Origin of the sequence: Fulvivirga sediminis, assembly GCF_016757215.1 — a bacterium.
Taxonomy (GTDB): domain Bacteria; phylum Bacteroidota; class Bacteroidia; order Cytophagales; family Cyclobacteriaceae; genus Fulvivirga; species Fulvivirga sediminis.
The window spans coordinates 81,613-98,162 of sequence record NZ_JAESIY010000004.1 but is presented as its reverse complement, the minus strand read 5'-3'; the positions used below and the strand labels follow the sequence as shown (position 1 = coordinate 98,162).

General features: G+C 38.4%; 14 protein-coding genes. 10 read left to right on the top strand and 4 right to left on the bottom strand.

The features are described 5' to 3' along the window. Position 1: 1 nt before the first annotated feature. The 6 genes from JL102_RS08195 to JL102_RS08170 all read left to right on the top strand — a co-directional run bounded on the left by JL102_RS08195 (position 2) and on the right by JL102_RS08170 (position 5,992). Positions 2 to 796, top strand: coding sequence for a rhamnogalacturonan acetylesterase (locus tag JL102_RS08195; RefSeq protein ID WP_202243899.1), 795 nt, complete (start codon positions 2 to 4; stop codon positions 794 to 796). A gap of 24 nt (positions 797 to 820) precedes the next feature. After that, entirely contained in the window at positions 821 to 1,834 is a 1,014-nt protein-coding gene (locus JL102_RS08190) for a pectinesterase family protein (protein WP_237390515.1), read from the top strand. A gap of 118 nt (positions 1,835 to 1,952) precedes the next feature. Beyond that, positions 1,953 to 3,011 carry an oxidoreductase gene (locus JL102_RS08185; RefSeq protein ID WP_202243898.1) on the top strand — a complete coding sequence of 353 codons (1,059 nt, stop codon included), beginning with the start codon at positions 1,953 to 1,955 and terminating at the stop codon, positions 3,009 to 3,011. After that, positions 2,980 to 3,960, top strand: coding sequence for an alpha/beta hydrolase (locus JL102_RS08180; RefSeq protein ID WP_202243897.1), 981 nt, complete (start codon positions 2,980 to 2,982; stop codon positions 3,958 to 3,960). The genes JL102_RS08185 and JL102_RS08180 overlap by 32 nt, the downstream gene beginning before the upstream one ends. 101 nt (positions 3,961 to 4,061) lie before the next feature. Continuing rightward, entirely contained in the window at positions 4,062 to 4,448 is a 387-nt protein-coding gene (locus JL102_RS08175) for a VOC family protein (protein WP_202243896.1), read from the top strand. 89 nt (positions 4,449 to 4,537) lie between these two features. Beyond that, positions 4,538 to 5,992, top strand: coding sequence for a bifunctional metallophosphatase/5'-nucleotidase (locus tag JL102_RS08170; RefSeq protein WP_202243895.1), 1,455 nt, complete (start codon positions 4,538 to 4,540; stop codon positions 5,990 to 5,992). A gap of 21 nt (positions 5,993 to 6,013) precedes the next feature. On the opposite strand, the gene JL102_RS08165 is transcribed toward JL102_RS08170, so the two are convergent. Together JL102_RS08165 and JL102_RS08160 are read right to left on the bottom strand one after the other, a co-directional pair. Beyond that, complete coding sequence (locus JL102_RS08165) at positions 6,014 to 6,451, bottom strand: acyl-CoA thioesterase (RefSeq protein WP_202243894.1); 438 nt, start codon at positions 6,449 to 6,451, stop codon at positions 6,014 to 6,016. A gap of 80 nt (positions 6,452 to 6,531) precedes the next feature. Further along, positions 6,532 to 7,563 (bottom strand): sodium:calcium antiporter, encoded by a 1,032-nt coding sequence (locus tag JL102_RS08160; RefSeq protein ID WP_202243893.1) that lies wholly within the window; start codon positions 7,561 to 7,563, stop codon positions 6,532 to 6,534. A 173-nt stretch (positions 7,564 to 7,736) separates the two neighbouring features. Here JL102_RS08160 and JL102_RS08155 point away from each other — a divergent pair, with 173 nt between their 5' ends. Both JL102_RS08155 and JL102_RS08150 read left to right on the top strand, forming a co-directional pair. Then, positions 7,737 to 8,324: a porin family protein gene (locus tag JL102_RS08155; protein ID WP_202243892.1), complete on the top strand. Its 588-nt coding sequence runs from the start codon at positions 7,737 to 7,739 to the stop codon at positions 8,322 to 8,324. Positions 8,325 to 8,384: 60 nt separating this feature from the next. Further along, positions 8,385 to 8,813 carry a nucleoside deaminase gene (locus tag JL102_RS08150; RefSeq protein WP_202243891.1) on the top strand — a complete coding sequence of 143 codons (429 nt, stop codon included), beginning with the start codon at positions 8,385 to 8,387 and terminating at the stop codon, positions 8,811 to 8,813. Positions 8,814 to 8,928: 115 nt separating this feature from the next. Here JL102_RS08150 and JL102_RS08145 read toward each other — a convergent pair whose 3' ends face one another. Together JL102_RS08145 and JL102_RS08140 are read right to left on the bottom strand one after the other, a co-directional pair. Then, positions 8,929 to 10,575 carry a UxaA family hydrolase gene (locus JL102_RS08145; RefSeq protein WP_202243890.1) on the bottom strand — a complete coding sequence of 549 codons (1,647 nt, stop codon included), beginning with the start codon at positions 10,573 to 10,575 and terminating at the stop codon, positions 8,929 to 8,931. A 174-nt stretch (positions 10,576 to 10,749) separates the two neighbouring features. Continuing rightward, a complete protein-coding gene (locus JL102_RS08140) occupies positions 10,750 to 11,439 on the bottom strand; it encodes an NUDIX hydrolase (protein WP_202243889.1) in 690 nt (229 codons plus the stop codon). Positions 11,440 to 11,720: 281 nt separating this feature from the next. Between JL102_RS08140 and JL102_RS08135 the strand changes: the two genes are divergently transcribed. Both JL102_RS08135 and JL102_RS08130 read left to right on the top strand, forming a co-directional pair. Continuing rightward, a complete protein-coding gene (locus tag JL102_RS08135) occupies positions 11,721 to 14,834 on the top strand; it encodes a SusC/RagA family TonB-linked outer membrane protein (protein ID WP_202243888.1) in 3,114 nt (1,037 codons plus the stop codon). A 19-nt stretch (positions 14,835 to 14,853) separates the two neighbouring features. After that, positions 14,854 to 16,419 (top strand): RagB/SusD family nutrient uptake outer membrane protein, encoded by a 1,566-nt coding sequence (locus JL102_RS08130; protein WP_202243887.1) that lies wholly within the window; start codon positions 14,854 to 14,856, stop codon positions 16,417 to 16,419. Positions 16,420 to 16,550 lie beyond the last annotated feature (131 nt).

Sequence of the window (16,550 nt, the reverse complement as noted above, 5' to 3'; positions counted from 1 at the left end):
GATGAAATTTTGTATAGCATTCATTTTAATGTTAGTGCCTCAATGGCTTTTTGTAGATGATGTTGTGCACATATATCTTATTGGAGATTCTACAGTGGCTAATTACGCTGATAACTATGATCCAGGGAAAGATTATATGAAAACCAGATATCCGGTTACGGGCTGGGGGCAAGTTTTTCAGCCTTATGTTACTGCTGATAGCTTAAGCAGCATTTCCATTATAAAGGCCGATAGTGCTGTGGTAGATGACAGAGCCAGAGGAGGCAGAAGCACCAGGACCTTTTTTCAGGAAGGTAGGTGGAGGAGTGTCTACAAGCAGTTAAAGAAAAATGATGTAGTCATTATGCAGTTTGGTCATAATGATGCTGCGGAAAACAAGCCGGAGCGATACGTGGACATAGAAGGTTATAAGGAGTTTTTGCGTCTTTACATAGAGCAGACTTTACAGAAAGAGGCCATTCCGATAGTGTTGACTCCCGTTTGTCGTAACTATCCTTGGGAGAATGGGCACCTGGAAAATGTGCATGGAGAATACCCTGACGCTGCTAAAGAAGTGGCTAATGAATATGATGTTCCGCTTATAGACCTTAATCAGCTCTCTATGGATGCTTTTAGCAAAAAGGGTCAGGAATATGTTTCTGAGCATTATTTTATGAATTTACCAGCAGGAAAATATGAAGCTTACCCTGATGGACAAAACGATAATACTCATTTTCAACCTGAAGGAGCTAAGATAATTTCACAATTGGTGTTCAATGCTTTGAAAAATATACAATGGGAGTATAAATCTTTTTAAATTGATTGTAAAAGAAATCGAATTATGAATACTCTTGAAAAATGTATAGGCCTAAGTAAAGTGTTTACAGTAGTTCTGCTATTGATTCCTCTTTTGTTTTTACAATCAATGAAGGCTAAAGCAGCAGAAATTGATTACTACATCACTGTGGCAAAAGATGACTCTGGTGACTATACTACCATTCAAGAAGCTATCAATAGTGCTAAGGCTTTTCCTGATAAACGCATTACTATATATGTGAAAAAAGGCATTTATCATGAAAAGGTGAAAATACCCTCATGGAATAATCTTATCACTATTCAGGGCGAGCATCGAGATAGCACTATCATTACTTATGATGATTATTTTGATAAAATAGACAAAGGCAGAAATAGTACTTTCATCACTCCAACCATGCTGGTTCAGGGCAGAGATTGCGTTTTAGAAAACTTGACTATAGAAAATACAGCAGGGCCTGTAGGACAAGCGGTAGCACTGGCCATAGAAGCTGATCGCTGTGTGGTAAAGCAGTGTAACCTGATGGGTAATCAGGATACTTTTTATGCTGCAGGTGAGGGCAATCGTCAGTATTTGATTAACTGCTACATAGAAGGTACCACTGATTTTATTTTTGGGGAGGCTACAGTGGTTTTTGAGAAATGTCAAATTCATGCTAAATCCAATTCTTATATCACGGCAGCTTCCACGCCACAGCACGTGCCTTATGGTTTTGTTTTTTTAGACTGCGGCCTTACAGCAGATAGAGATGTGAATAAAGTATACTTGGGTAGGCCTTGGCGCCAGTATGCTAAAACCGTGTTTGTTCACTGTAACCTGGGTGACTTTATATTGCCAGAAGGGTGGCATAACTGGTCTAACCCAGCCGCAGAGCGCACTGCCTTTTATGCTGAATTTCAAAATAATGGAAATGGCTACCATCCACAGAAGAGGGTGCCATGGTCTCACCAGTTAAGAAAGTCGGAGGCAAAAAAATATACAGTAGATCAGATATTAAACATCAAAACATTGAAAAATGAAAAAGGGTGGTACCTGAAATAAGTAGAAAATGTAACCAAAGCGTAAGTGTGCTAGTTGGTATAAAGATGAAAGAACTGTTCTCAGTGAGCAGAAAATTGAACTTACGCTTTGATTAACAGAGGGTACTAACGATTTAATTATGGAAAGAATAAAAGCAGGCTTAATAGGATTTGGATTAGGAGGTAGAGTGTTTCATGCTCCCGTTATAGATTTTTTAGAGGAATTTGAGCTGGTAAAAATCAGAGAGACCAAAGAAGATAAAATTCAGATCATAGAAAAAAGATATCCTGAGGTAGATATAGTCTCCGATTCAGATGAGATTATCAATGATCCTGAAATTGATCTGGTAGCCGTAATCATTCCTAACAAAGCACATTATAGTGTAGGTAAAGCAGTGTTGGAAGCAGGGAAGCACTTGGTGATAGATAAGCCATTTACCGTAACCACAGCAGAGGCAGATGATCTTATTGCTTTAGCTAAAGAAAAGAATAAGCAAATATTTGTATTCCAAAACAGAAGATGGGATAGTGATTTTCTGACCCTGAAAAAACTGATATCTGAGGGGGAATTAGGGAGAATTGTAGAGTTAGAAAATCATTTTGATCGTTTTAGAAATACGCTCAAAGAGAATAGCTGGAAGGAAGAAGGAGACCTGGGTACGGGATTAGTCTACGATCTGGGATCACACCTGATTGATCAGGCACAAGTGCTTTTTGGTTTACCTAATGCCGTAACCGCCTTTATGGCTAAGCAGCGTACTAACAGTAACATAACCGATAATTTTGAGCTGCTGCTTCATTATGATGATCTAAAAGTAACCATCAAATGTGGCATGCTGGTGAAGGAACCCTTGCCTAAATATATTTTATTGGGTGAACAAGGTTCTTTTGTGAAATATGGATTAGATATACAGGAAGCCACATTAGATAAAGCCGAAAAATCCTTATCAGATGCTGATTGGGGAGAAGAGCCGGAAGAGCAATGGGGAGTGATACACTATGAAGAAAATGGAGAGAGTATAAGGAAGAAAGTGAAAAGTGAGCGAGGAAATTATCCAGCCTTTTATGAAAATGTCTATCAGGTAATAACAGAGGGAGCAGAGCAGAAGGTAAAACCTGAGGAGGCTAGAAATACCATAAGAATAATAGAGTTAGCCATACAAAGTGATGAAGAAAAACGTACTATACCGTTTTCATAAAGAAATAATAATAACCACTATTTTATTGCTGAGCATATGTTCCGCACGTGCTCAGCAATACCCACGGGATACATCTTATTCTATTCACAGTGCCTATCTTAAGATCAAGAAGAACTACCCTGAAGTTACGCCAATAACTCCTCAAAAATTAACGACAATAAAAGAAAAAAGAGATGAGGTTTATGCTCATGTAGGCGGTAGAGACCTTACGCTAGATGTTTTCTACCCTAAAAAGAAAAGAAAAGGTGGATACCCGGGTGTAATCCTTGTTTTTGGAGGAGGCTGGAGCTCAGGATCAAAAGCGAACCAAGTACCTATGGCGCAAAAACTGGCTGATGCAGGGTATGTAGCTGTGGTGCCTGAATACCGGCTCAGTCCGGAGATTGCCTACCCGGCTGCAGTACATGATTTGAAAGCTGCCATCCGTTATATGCGTGCTCATGCTGATAAGTATAATTTAGATACCACTCAAATAGCCTCTTTGGGCTGTTCGGCAGGAGCTCAATTAGCCACTTTGCTGGGCGTAACCGGTGATTTGCCCAAGCTGGAAGGGGATGAAGGTAATAATGACCATTCTTCTGATATTCAAGCTATTGTGAATATAGATGGCATCGTCTCTTTCATTCACCCTGAATCGGAAGAAGGGACATATGCAGCTAGATTTCTCGGCGGAACTAGAAAGGAAGCCCCCGAAATATGGAAAGAGGCTTCCCCCTTGGAGTATGTAGGGCCAAGCACACCGCCCACCTTATTCATCAACAGCTCCCAACCTCGCTTTCATGCAGGGAGAGATGATATGATTAAGATTCTAAATGATAACAATATTTTCAACCAAACCCTTACATTAAACGATGCTCCACATTCATTTTGGCTGGTTAACCCCTGGTTTGAACCTACCTTTAAATACACAGTGGAGTTTTTGAATAGTGTTTTCACTAAGGCTTTCTAATAGCCTTATTGAAGGCTAGAGATATTTTGTTTCACACCCTTACGTTGCAACCCATTTAATTTATATATAGCTTTAAAACCGAACTATAAAACCAAAATTCAATGAAATTAGAACATTTTGCTGTTAACGTGAAGGAGCCTGTGGCTATGGCTCAATGGTATGTAGAAAACATGGGTTTAACCATAGTAAAACAAGTGAAGGAAAGTCCATTTATGACTTTCATGGCGGATGATAGTGGGCAAATAATGATAGAAATCTATAGTAATCCAGCGGCAGCTGTGCCTGATTATAAGAATCAAAGTCCACTTATAGTACATTTTGCTTTTGTTTCAGAAAAGCCTGAGGAAGATAGCAAAAGGCTGCAAGCTGCAGGAGCGGAAGAAGTGACAAATGATCAATTTGAAGATGGATCACATATAATAATGATGCGCGACCCTTGGGGCATTCCCCTGCAATTATGCAAGCGAGGCGTACCAATGTTGAAATAAATAACAAAATGATAACATAAGGGTCAGGTGCTGTAACCTTAATTTATGGAATGATTTATATATCCTTGCACCTGTTTTGATTAATTATCATGAGATTATCCATTTCCATAATTCTTATCTTTTTCATAAGGTTAACCTCTCTTAGCTTTATTGAGAATATTAGCCCTACTACATCTGCTGACCCTGCAGATGAAAATCCGGTTGCTATAGTAGACTCCCTCACCATTTTCTTTATGAATGATATGCATGGGGAGATTCGAAATTTTGCCAAAGCTAAGCACATTATTGATAGAGAACGTGAAAATAAAGAAGTGCTAGTGCTGTGCGCCGGCGATATATTTTCTGGTAATCCGGTAGTAGATCAGTATGACCCTAAAGGAGAACCAATGGTAGCTATGATGAATGAAATAGGTGTGGATGTAGCTGTGCTGGGCAATCATGAATTTGATTATGGAATAGATGTGCTGAAGGATCGCATGGAACAGGCTCAGTTTAGCTGGATTTGTGCTAATATGAATACCGAAGGTTCGGTATTACCTCAAACAGAGCCTTATGCTATCAAAGATATTGATGATTTGAAGATAGCCGTGTTGGGCGTGGTAGAAACCAATGGAAAAGAAGGAGATACCATTCCGTTAACGCATCCTTGGAGAGTAAGAGATGTGCAATTTACCCCTTATAATGTGGAGCTTTCCAAATATGGTAGTCTTGAAGCTGATACTGATGCTGATTTATCTATACTTCTTACTCATCTGGGTTCTTCTGTGGACAGTCGAATAGCGGAGGGAAATCATAATTTTGATATAATAGTAGGTGGCCATTCGCATGAGGTGATAGATCGTAAAGTTGATGATATTCCTGTGGTGCAGGCTGGTGCTAACTTTGAGATGCTAGGACGGATGGATCTGATAATTTCGGAGGGTACTATAGCAAGCAGCGAGGTCCGCTTTATAAATTTAGGAGAATACGAGCAGTATGATGAAGCTCTCCAGGCTAAAATTGATGACTATATAGGAGAAGTACATTTAGATGAAGTGATTGGGTATTCGAAGAATGATATGAGTAAGCCTAATATGGGATGTTTTTATACTGATGCGCTAATGAATTATCTTCAAACAGATGTGGCTTTGCAAAATACAGGTGGAGTGAGGTCTACTTTCGATGCAGGAGACATTACCATGGGAGAGGTGTTCGATATGGATCCGTTTAGCAATCATTGCGTTATATTTAAAATGGCGGTTAGTGAGCTTGAAACCTTTTTCATGAATGCTGACGAAGGATTTCATGTGAGTGGAATGCAATTCGGCACTGATCATACAGGTTTTGCCCTTTATGATACTGAAGGACATGTGCTATCAGAGACCGACTCGTTAATGGTTGGAGTGAATGATTATATCCCGGCTGTTCATGACAGGTATTTTCCTTATGATAGGGCTGATATTAAAGACTATACTACGGCTGAAGCTATAATTAAATACCTGCAAAATGCATCTGAGGAGATTGATTATGCAGGGTGTGATAATTACCAGAGATATAGGAATTAATCAATAAGCTGGAGAGTTGATCTATTCTTCAATAGAAAACTCTTCAGCTTTTGGTAAGCTCAAAAATTTCTCGCCCCAGTCTTCTGGTAAAGCAGCAAGTTTCCTTTTAGTTAGGTCTAACCATGCTCCGTCTACATTGATTTGAGCTGCTTTTACACCATCACTTCTAAAAATTTCATGCTTTATACTCCACCTGGAACCGTCTTTCCTGCATTTCACCATTTCTACACTTACTTGAATCGTATCATTGGGAGTAACTTCTCTTAGATAAATCATTTCTTCACGAAAGAGGATAGGTCCTATTTTTAGTTGATGAAAAACCTTCATATCAAAGCCGATACTTTCTAAGGCTATAACCCTGGCTTGAGCTCCAAAGTCTGCATAGGCGGAATGTCTTAAGTGCTGATTAGCATCTATTTGAGACCAAAGAATACTGAAGGGATAAGTGGTTTTACTCATAAGAAAAATTGTTATGCATGACGAGCAAATATAACCTAAATATTTTCATTTTCAGTAGCTGAATACTGGAAAAGCAAAGATTAACCGCCTTGGCTTTCACTCAGTAATGACATGCCTCCAAATGTTTCTAATATCATCCAGACGATAAACAGCACATAAAGCAATAGTAAAATCCAGCTTTCTGCACTAGAGAGTATGAGCTTAGTACGCAGCATGGCGAATAGCAAAATAGTGGCAAAAGTAAGGAAGAGCATTAGAGGAACTGCCAGGGCAAAATCTACTTCAGATGAGCCTGCAATTAAAACACCTACAGGTATGGCTACAAGTAGGTCGAAAATGTTGCTTCCAATTACGTTAGCCAGACTTATTATTCCTTCGCCCTGTCGAGCCATTTTCACACTCACAAAAGCATCTGGTATACTTGTGGCGGCAGCTATAACAGTAATACCCCAAAAGAAACTAGGTGTTTCTAAATACTCCCCAAGAAAGAGCGCTCCTCTAACCAGTCCTTCAACACCACCTACTATAAGTATCAAGCTGCCCAGGAGCTTGAGCCATTCTTTACCTGCTTTTATGTTCTCAACCTTGTCTTTAGATTTACTTTTTTGGTAATCAGCCGTTTCCTGTTGCTGAAGAAAAATATATAGAACATATAATAAAAGAGGAACCATGGCTATTTCGCGAGTCATGCTTCCCACCAGCTCCTTATTAGGCACCGGGTGATAGATTACAGCCAGTGAAAAGGTCAGTAAAAGTACCGCAACCGAAGTGATGTAAAACTGAGCGTCTTTATAAATTAAAATTCTGTCTGCGGATAGTTTTTTGCTGGTTAGACCAGACAAGGCCGGTATCATAAGTATATTGAATATAGCTGAGCCTACAATAGCTCCCACCCCCAGCTCAAATTCTCCATGCAGTAGGGTAGACAGTACCGTAGTGGATAACTCTGGGAAGCTGGAACCAATAGCAGTAATGATAGCACCTTGCACTACCGCAGGTAACTTATAATAGGTAGCCAACCGCTGAGAACTGCCTTCCAGCAAGTCACTACTTTTCCATACTACAATAGTTGAAATTATTATTAAGCCTATGTATAAGAGTAAAGTGGTCAAAGCAATCTGTTTAAAAGTCTTAATTGGTTAACTTCTTATAAGTGAAACAGTTTTTAATTCTTTCACTTTAAAACTATTTCAACCCATGTTGGAATAGTTACTGATTTCAGTTTCTTAATCGGTAATATTTGTATATCATTACAGCATAATTCATAAAATGTAATAGAGATTAAATGAAGAAGATTGTACTTACGTTGTTTGTTGCTGCGGCTTTTTTTTCAGCAGTTAAGGCTCAGGTTTCAGGAGGAGTAAAGGGTGCTTTGAATTTTGCTACCACCGTTTCTCCAGAGAATGATTTTGATACCGATACTAAAATAGCGCCCGCAGCAGGTGGCTTTATCGAGTTTGGTTTGGTAGATAAATTGTCTTTTCAACCAGAATTGCTATTGTCATTTCAAGGGTCAAGAACCAAAAGTGGTGGAACCACATCTAAGCTGAATTTGACATATATCAACATTCCACTCATATTTAAATACGAAATAGTAGGTGGTTTACATGCTGAGCTAGGTCCTCAGCTGGGGTTTCTTATAGCGGCTCATAGTAAAGTTAAAAATGATGGTTATGAAGAGAAGAGAGATGTTAAGGATAACCTTGAAGGAACTGACTTAGGATTAAATATTGGTCTTGGATATGAAGTGCAGAATCTGATCTTTGATTTAAGGTATTATTGGGGTTGGTCTAAAATTTATGAAACAGGTAGAAACAATGAACCTGTCAGAAACTCTTTATGGCAACTAGGAGTTGGCTACAGATTATTCTAATAAGAAATAAAATAGAGGAGCATGAAAAGTGCTCCTTTTTTATGCTATAAAAATTAGTCAATGAATTATTATAAAGAAGCATTAGCACAGGCTAAAAAAAGCTTATCAGAGGGCGGTATTCCCATCGGTGCAGTTTTGGTTCAAGAGGGTGAGATAATAGGCAAAGGGCATAATCAACGTGTACAGCAAGATAATCCCATACTCCATGGAGAAATGGATTGCATGCAAAATGCAGGAAGACAGCAAAGCTACGCTGGTGCTACCATGTACACCACGCTTAGTCCGTGTATGATGTGCACTGGCACTATTTTGCAATTCAAAATCAAAAAAGTAGTGATTGGTGAGAATGTTAATTTTGAAGGGAACATACCTTTTTTACAATCTCAAGGAGTAGAAGTAGAGTTGCTGAATGATGAAGAAACTATTAATATGATGGCTACCTTTATTAAAGAAAACCCTACCCTCTGGAACGAGGACATTGCTGAATGATATTGAGCTACCCTGGTATGTTCTATCTGCACTTTGAAGATAAATTGCCATTCTAAGTCATCATAAAAAAAGCCACTTCTTATAGAGAGTGGCTTTTCAATATGGATCGAAATAATTAAAGCGATACCCCTCGCTTCCAGGGTATGAAATCAGCCTGATCAAGTTTCATAGCCTTAGTTTTTATATTACCGCTGGCTACCTCAATAATATGATCTAATAAAACTGTTCCCATTTCTTCTATCGTTTTTTCACCAGCAATTACTGGTCCTGTATCTACATCTATAATGTCAGGCATTTTCTCGGCTAACTTAGAGTTAGAAGATACTTTAATTACAGGTGTAACAGGATTGCCAGTAGGTGTGCCCAGTCCTGTGGTAAAGAGAATGATATTGGCACCAGAACCAGCCATAGCTGTTGTGCTTTCTACATCATTTCCAGGTGTACAAAGCAGGTTAAGCCCTGGTTTGGAGGCATATTCAGTATAGTCAAGCACATCCACTACAGGAGAAGTGCCTCCTTTTTTAGCCGCTCCGGCTGATTTAATAGCATCGGTAATAAGGCCATCTTTAATGTTGCCTGGGCTGGGGTTCATATCAAATCCAGAGCCAACCGCTTCGGCAGCATGTGCATAAGCGCGCATAAGTTCAGAGAATTTGTCCGCTGTCTTATCATCTACGCATCTATTGATTAGTTCCTGCTCTACACCGCATAATTCAGGGAATTCAGACAAGATGGATTTGCCTCCCAGAGCTACAATAAAGTCAGATACTTGGCCTACAGTAGGGTTTGCGGAGATACCTGAAAAACCATCAGAGCCACCACATTCCAGCCCTATTACCAGCTTGCTTAAAGGAGCCGGTTCTCTTTTAAGTTTATCAGCTTCTATTAGTGCCAAAAAGGTTTTTCTTATGGCCTTGGCTAGCATTTCTTGTTCAGTACCTTCTTGCTGTTGTTCAAGAATGATTACTGGCTTGTTAGGGGTGTCGTTAAGCTTGTTTAGTTTTTCTTCTAATATGCTTATTTGGGCATTTTGGCAGCCAAGGCTGAGTACAGTGGCCCCAGCTACATTAGGATTATTGATATAGCCCGCTAATAAGCCACAAAGCATTTCAGAGTCTTGCCTGATGCCCCCACAGCCTCCTTCATGTGTTAAAAATCGGATGCCATCAATATTGTCAAACAATTTGCTCTGCTGGCTGAGCTCGGTTTCTTGAAATGGTAATGTTTCTATTTCGGCCGTTTTACCAGATTGATATAGAGATACCATTTGTTGTACGTATGATTTATACACATCCTGATGACCAAAACCCAGTTCATCCATAAAAGCCTGCTTGATGGTGTTTACGTTTCTGTTTTCACAAAACACCAGTGGTATCACCAGCCAATAATTAGCAGTACCTACCTGTCCATCCGCTCTGTGAAAACCCATAAAAGTTTTGTCCTTCCACTTGCTTACGTCTGGAGCTGACCATTGGAAGCCATCAGTACGTTTGGTGAAGGAGGAGGCTTCATGTTTTACATTAGAGGTAGTTAAAACTTCCCCTGATCGGATATTTTCTACGGCTTTGCCTACCAAATTGCCATACATTAATATTTTATCTCCAGGTGTAAGATCCGATTCTGCAAATTTGTGCTTAGCAGGTACCGCATAGACAAGTGTTATTTCCTTACCGTTATAAAGTACTTTTTCGCCAGCAGACAAATCGTCTAATGCTACTATGGCATTATCCTTAGGGTGTATTTTTAGTATTTTGTGAGCCATAATGAGAATGGTTGAAATTATGCGCAATCGATTGCGCATATACAATAATACAAATATTTTGAAGAATAGAAAATTCTTTTACCGCTAGTTAGTTACTTAAATAAAGGCAAGTACAAAATGGAATGCTGCAGAATGGGCAGAGCAGGTTAATCGAGTACCTATAAAAAGGTCAATCTATACTTTGAAGGAAAAGCCATCCATTACTTTCTTTTTATATTTCTGTTCATCAAATTTAAAAAGGAAAGAGCCTTTTTTAGAGGAGGTCATATCTTTTTCATCCAGCCTCACTAAAAGATCCATCGCGTTAATCTTTTTAGTGAAGTTCCTTTTATCCAGTTCATGATCAAATATAGCCTCATAAAGCTTTTGCAATTGGCGCATGGTAAATTTTTCAGGCAATAGCTCAAAACCAATGGGTTGGGTCGCCGTACGGTACCTGAGCCGCCTTATAGCATGTTTTACCATAGCATTATGGTCAAATATGAGTTCGGGCATGTCTTCTAAACCAAACCACTGAGCCGAGTGGCTTTCTGATAGCTCGCTATTGTGATCTGCTATATTAATTAAGGCAAAATAAGCTACGGAAATGGTACGCTCCACAGGGTCACGATCTATTTTACTGAAGCTATATAACTGCTCCATATATACATCGTTTAAACCCGTTAGGTGCTGCAATACCCTGCTGGCGGCTTCGTCCAGCACTTCGCTTTTCTTTAAAAAACCTCCCATCAAACTCCACTTTCCCTTTTCGGGTTCGAAGTCTCTTTTGATTAAAAGAAGCTTGAGCTCTTCATTGTCAAAGCCAAAGATTATACAGTCAACAGCTAATAACACTTTGTCTTCGTCTTTATATTGATTTATCATCAGAGTGCAAAAAAATTAAATCTAAAAGTCAAATGCCAGTTAAATTAAAGATTTAATCATTAGAGAAGGTAGGGAATATTCAGCGGTTTAGCTATAGTTTCGATAATAAAAAAACAAAATTAAATCTTCTCACAATTTTAATGTAGATCGTTTGTTAGTAATGAATTGTCAGTATCAAACGATTGCAAATTGAATAATTTCAAATATTCATTTGTATTTATGGAAAATCTTTAAGTAATTTATAAATGTAATTAATACACTTATTTATAAACGCTTAATTTATGATGAAAAATCTACTACTAAGTTTTTTCTCTTATCCATTCCATCGATGGTCGATGGTTCTTGGGGGACTTATATTTTTATGTTTCTCAGAAGTGATGGCCCAAGAGGGTTCTATGGTATCAGGTAAAGTAATATCTGCCGAAGATAAAGAGCCTCTTCCGGGAGTGAATGTTTTAATAAAAGGCACTAGTAAAGGAACCGTAACTAGTGTTGATGGATCTTTTAGCTTGAAGGCTAGCGGTTCAGATGTTCTTATTTTTTCTTTTGTAGGCTATTCTAGTCAGGAAGTGGAAGTTAGAAATCGTACTCAAATTGATGTTGAACTTCAGTCTGACCTCAAGGCATTAGATGAAGTAGTAGTGGTGGGGTACGGTACTCAGCAAAAATCTGATATCACAGGTTCTGTGGGTATAGTTGATGCTGTTGAAATGAAAAAGTTTGCTACTAGTGATGTATCACAGCTCATGCAAGGTAGGGTAGCAGGGGTGCAGGTCAATAGCGATGGGCAGCCGGGAGCCGCTCCAAGCGTACGCATTAGAGGTTATAGTACCTTTGGGAATGCCCAACCACTGTATGTTATTGATGGTGTTCCTATAGGCACCTCACCAAGAGATTTTAACCCTAATGATGTTGAATCAGTTCAAGTGCTAAAAGATGCTTCGGCAGGAGCTATTTATGGATCTAGAGCTGCTAATGGAGTTATCATCATTACCACAAAAAAGGGAAAGCAAAATATGCCCTTGAAAATTAGTTACAGTGGTTATTATGGTATAGATAAAGTATGGCAAAGGATTCCTGTGCTGGGTAGGGAAGACTATCAGATGATTGTAAATGAAGTAAGAACTAACGCAAATTTACCTTTGTTGCCAGGAAATGACCCTTCTTCACCTCTTTTTATAGACGATATCAATACAGATTGGCAGGAGGAAGGATTAAAAACCGGTTCCAGACAAAATCATAATATAGGTTTTACAGGAGGCGGGGAGCACATGACCTATAATGTCTCTCTTGATTATTTTGAGAACAAAGGAACTTTTGTAGGTAATGGGCCAGATTATAAGAGATATTCGGCGAGAATAAATACCACTACAGAAAAAGGCATATTCAAATTTGGTCAGTCTTTTTACTATGCACATTCGCATGAAAATACCTTAAACTATAACAATACCGTGCTAACAGGAGGTAGACCCCCATTGATTGTAGATTTAGTGGAATCCGTACCTACTATGCCTATTTATGATGAAAATAATGAAGGTGGTTTTGGGGGTACAGAAGCCGAAATTCATAATGTCATATCCCTTAATGGTATCGGTATGAATAGTTTGTTCGAAAATTATACAGATGTAGATAGGATTTTGGCTTCTGGTTATGGAGAGCTCCAACTTATAGATACAGAGAAGCATAAGTTAAAGTATAAACTTAATTTGAGCTATGATAAAACTATAGCACACGATTTCTCATTCATTCCTGCTTTTAGACTTGGCTATTTCTTCAGCCTTAATGATGCCCAATTAGACGAAGGAAATAGAACTTATACCACAGGCCTGGTAGAAAATACGCTAAACTATAATTTGTATTTAGGGAAGCACACTTTTGATATACTAGTAGGCCAAATGTATCAAAATAATCAATTTTATGATGCTTTTGGTCATACAGAACAACTCCCAAAACCTTATTTTCCTGTTTTGGATAATGGCACTAATAAGGTATCTGCAGGAACTAAGACCGAGGCAGTCCTATCTTCCTATCTAGGTAGGGTTAATTATAATTATGATGAGCGTTACTTAGTTACCGCTACCTTTAGGAGAGATGGCTCTTCAAGGTTTTCTCCAGAAAACAGGTTCGGTAACTTTGGTTCAGTAGCAGTAGGATGGAGAGTTTCCAATGAAGAATTTATTTCGTTGCCTGAATTTGTTGATAACTTGAAATTAAGAGCAAGTTATGGTCAATTAGGTAATCAAAACATTGAGGATTACCTATACTCACCCTATATCAACTCTAATATTCCCTATAATTTTAATGGAGAAAAAGTTGTAGGGGGCTTACAGACAAGTGTGGTTTCCGATTCCATTAAATGGGAGGTGAAAACATCTTCTAATATAGGTTTTGACTTATCCATGTTTAATGGTAAAATAGACTTCTCTGCAGAATATTATAATAGTAAAACAGAAGACCTTTTAGTAGGGGTACCTATTCCTTTTTCTGTAGGTTCTGTAGATTTTACCCCTCTGGTGAATGCCGGAAGTATGCGTAACCATGGTTTTGAGTTTGTGCTTGGCTATCACGAGAATAGCGGAGACTGGAGTTTTGATGTTTCTGCTAATTTAACAACACTTAAAAATGAAGTCCTCTCATTAGGAGGAAATAACGAACCTATTTATGGAACAGGCTCTAAAACAGAGGTGGGCAGTGAGGTAGGCCAGCACTTTGGTTATGAAGCTATAGGTATTTTTCAAAGTGAAGATGAAGTAGCCAACCATGCTATACAAGAAGCTGGTACTGCCCCAGGAGATATTATATTTAAAGATCAGCTTACTGTAGATACTGATGGTGATGGCATACCAGATGCTCCTGATGGTAGAATTGATCAAGCGGATAGGGTCTTTCTAGGGAGTGCTATTCCCAGTTTAAACTATGGGCTAAACCTTACGGTGGGCTATAAGAATTTTGATTTAACTGTATTTACTTCTGGAGCTTCAGGCTTTAAGATAAATAGTAGAATGTATAGAGATCTTATGCTTACTACAGATTATATCAACAGGCACGAAGATATATTAGATAGATGGACTCCTGAAAATACAGATGCAGATTACCCTAGAGTTATAAATGGTGATCCAAATATAAACCAGCGAAATTCTGACAGAAAAGGGTATTTACAGGATGGTAAATATTTAAGAATTAATACTGTTTCTATAGGTTATAACTTGCCAGATGGTTTAATCAAAGGAATAACAAGTGCACGAGTTTATTTTACAGCTCAAAACTTATATACCTTCCAGGCATATAAAGGGTATAATCCTGATTTTACTTCAGATGTATTTTCTCCAGGATTCGATTTTGGATCATTTCCAAAACCAAGAACTCTAATGTTAGGTGTTCAATTAAGTTTATAATTATTAGATCATAAGAACAATGAAATTTATAAAATACAAATTACTCTTTGTGGTGCTGATAATGATAGCATCAGCTTGTGATGACAAACTAGATGTGGTTAATCCTAACTCACAAACAGCAGAGAATTATTGGAAGAATCAGGATCAGGCCGTAGCTGCGGTAAATGCAGTGTATACGGGCTTCATTACAGATGGAGGGTATATGAGAATGTATCCTGCATTAACAGATGGAAGAGGTGATGATTTTACAGGAGATAGCCCTTGGCAAGATTTAGTTCAAGTAGCTAATTTCACCATATTTCCTACCTCAGACCCGGTTAGATGGATCTGGGAAGCTCATTATCAGATTGTATACAGAGCAAATCAGGTTTTAACTTATGTTCCTGATATAGAGATGGAAGAAGACTTGAAGCAGAGACTATTAGGACAGGCCTACTTTTTGAGAGGACTAGCCTTTTTTAATTTGGCGAATACTTATAAAGAAATTCCCATAATCACTGTGATACCTGAGTTTCAAGATGATTATTATCCTGAAACAGATACTGAAGAGGTAATTTGGTCGCAGATTTTTGATGACTTTGAGAAGGCTAAATCTCTTCTTCCGATTTCTTACAATAGTGTGGTAGGACCCGATCAGGGACAAATGGGAAGAGCTACAAAGGGAGCGGCTACGGGCATGCTGGGAAAAGCCTTACTTTATAGAAAGGAATGGAAAAGAGCGATAGAGGAATTTAAACTTTTGGTAGAAGGCCCTGAGTTGAATGTCTATAGCTTAGTTCCTGATTATAGAGATAATTTTAAACCATTTAATGAGAATAATTCAGAGTCATTATTTGAAATTCAATTTGCTGATCCTAATACAGTAGGGGGCTCAATTTATAATTATGGAGGAGAGCCTCAGGCTAATTGGAGGCAGGTGAGTTCCGTTGGACATACTTACGCTATGGAGGGTGTAGGCTATTCAGATTTTCTTCCTACTCACTGGATTTTCGAAGAATTTAAGGAAGAGAAAACTCTAGATGGAGATTATGACCCCAGGCTTTTTTCTACTATTTCTTTTTATGAAGAAGGTGTGTCAGAAATCGCATATGGAGGTAGATGGATCAACCCGGAAACTAGTATTTATCCCAAAAAATACACACATGATGGTATAGAAGGTTATACTAATGAAAACAACGGTACAGAAAACTCTGGTATCAACTATAGGATTTTGAGATATGCAGATGTACTGTTAATGTATGCCGAAGCATTGAATGAAGATGGTAGAACGGACGAAGCATATCAGTATATTCAAGAGGTTAGAGATAGGGTAGAATTACCAGATTTGACAACTGTAAGACCTGATATGACAGCGGAAGAGATGAGAGATCAGATTGCTCATGAAAGAGCTCTTGAATTGGCCATTGAAAGCATTAGGATTCATGATATTATTAGATGGGGATGGCTCTACGACTCTGAAAAACTAGCAGAATTGAAAGCTCACGATAGCGATTTTGACAGTTGGACACCAGGAAATGAGTATTTACCTATACCTCAGATAGAATTGGATGTTAACAAAAACTTAAAGCCTAATTCCGCTAATTAAGTAATGGCAATTAAGTCCTCATGTTGAGTTATAAACTGAGGACTTAACTCTGCTATTCAATTATATCTTAATGGAATTAGAGATCAAAAGATTAAAGAAAAGTGATAGATGTAAATAAGGCTAAGTATATC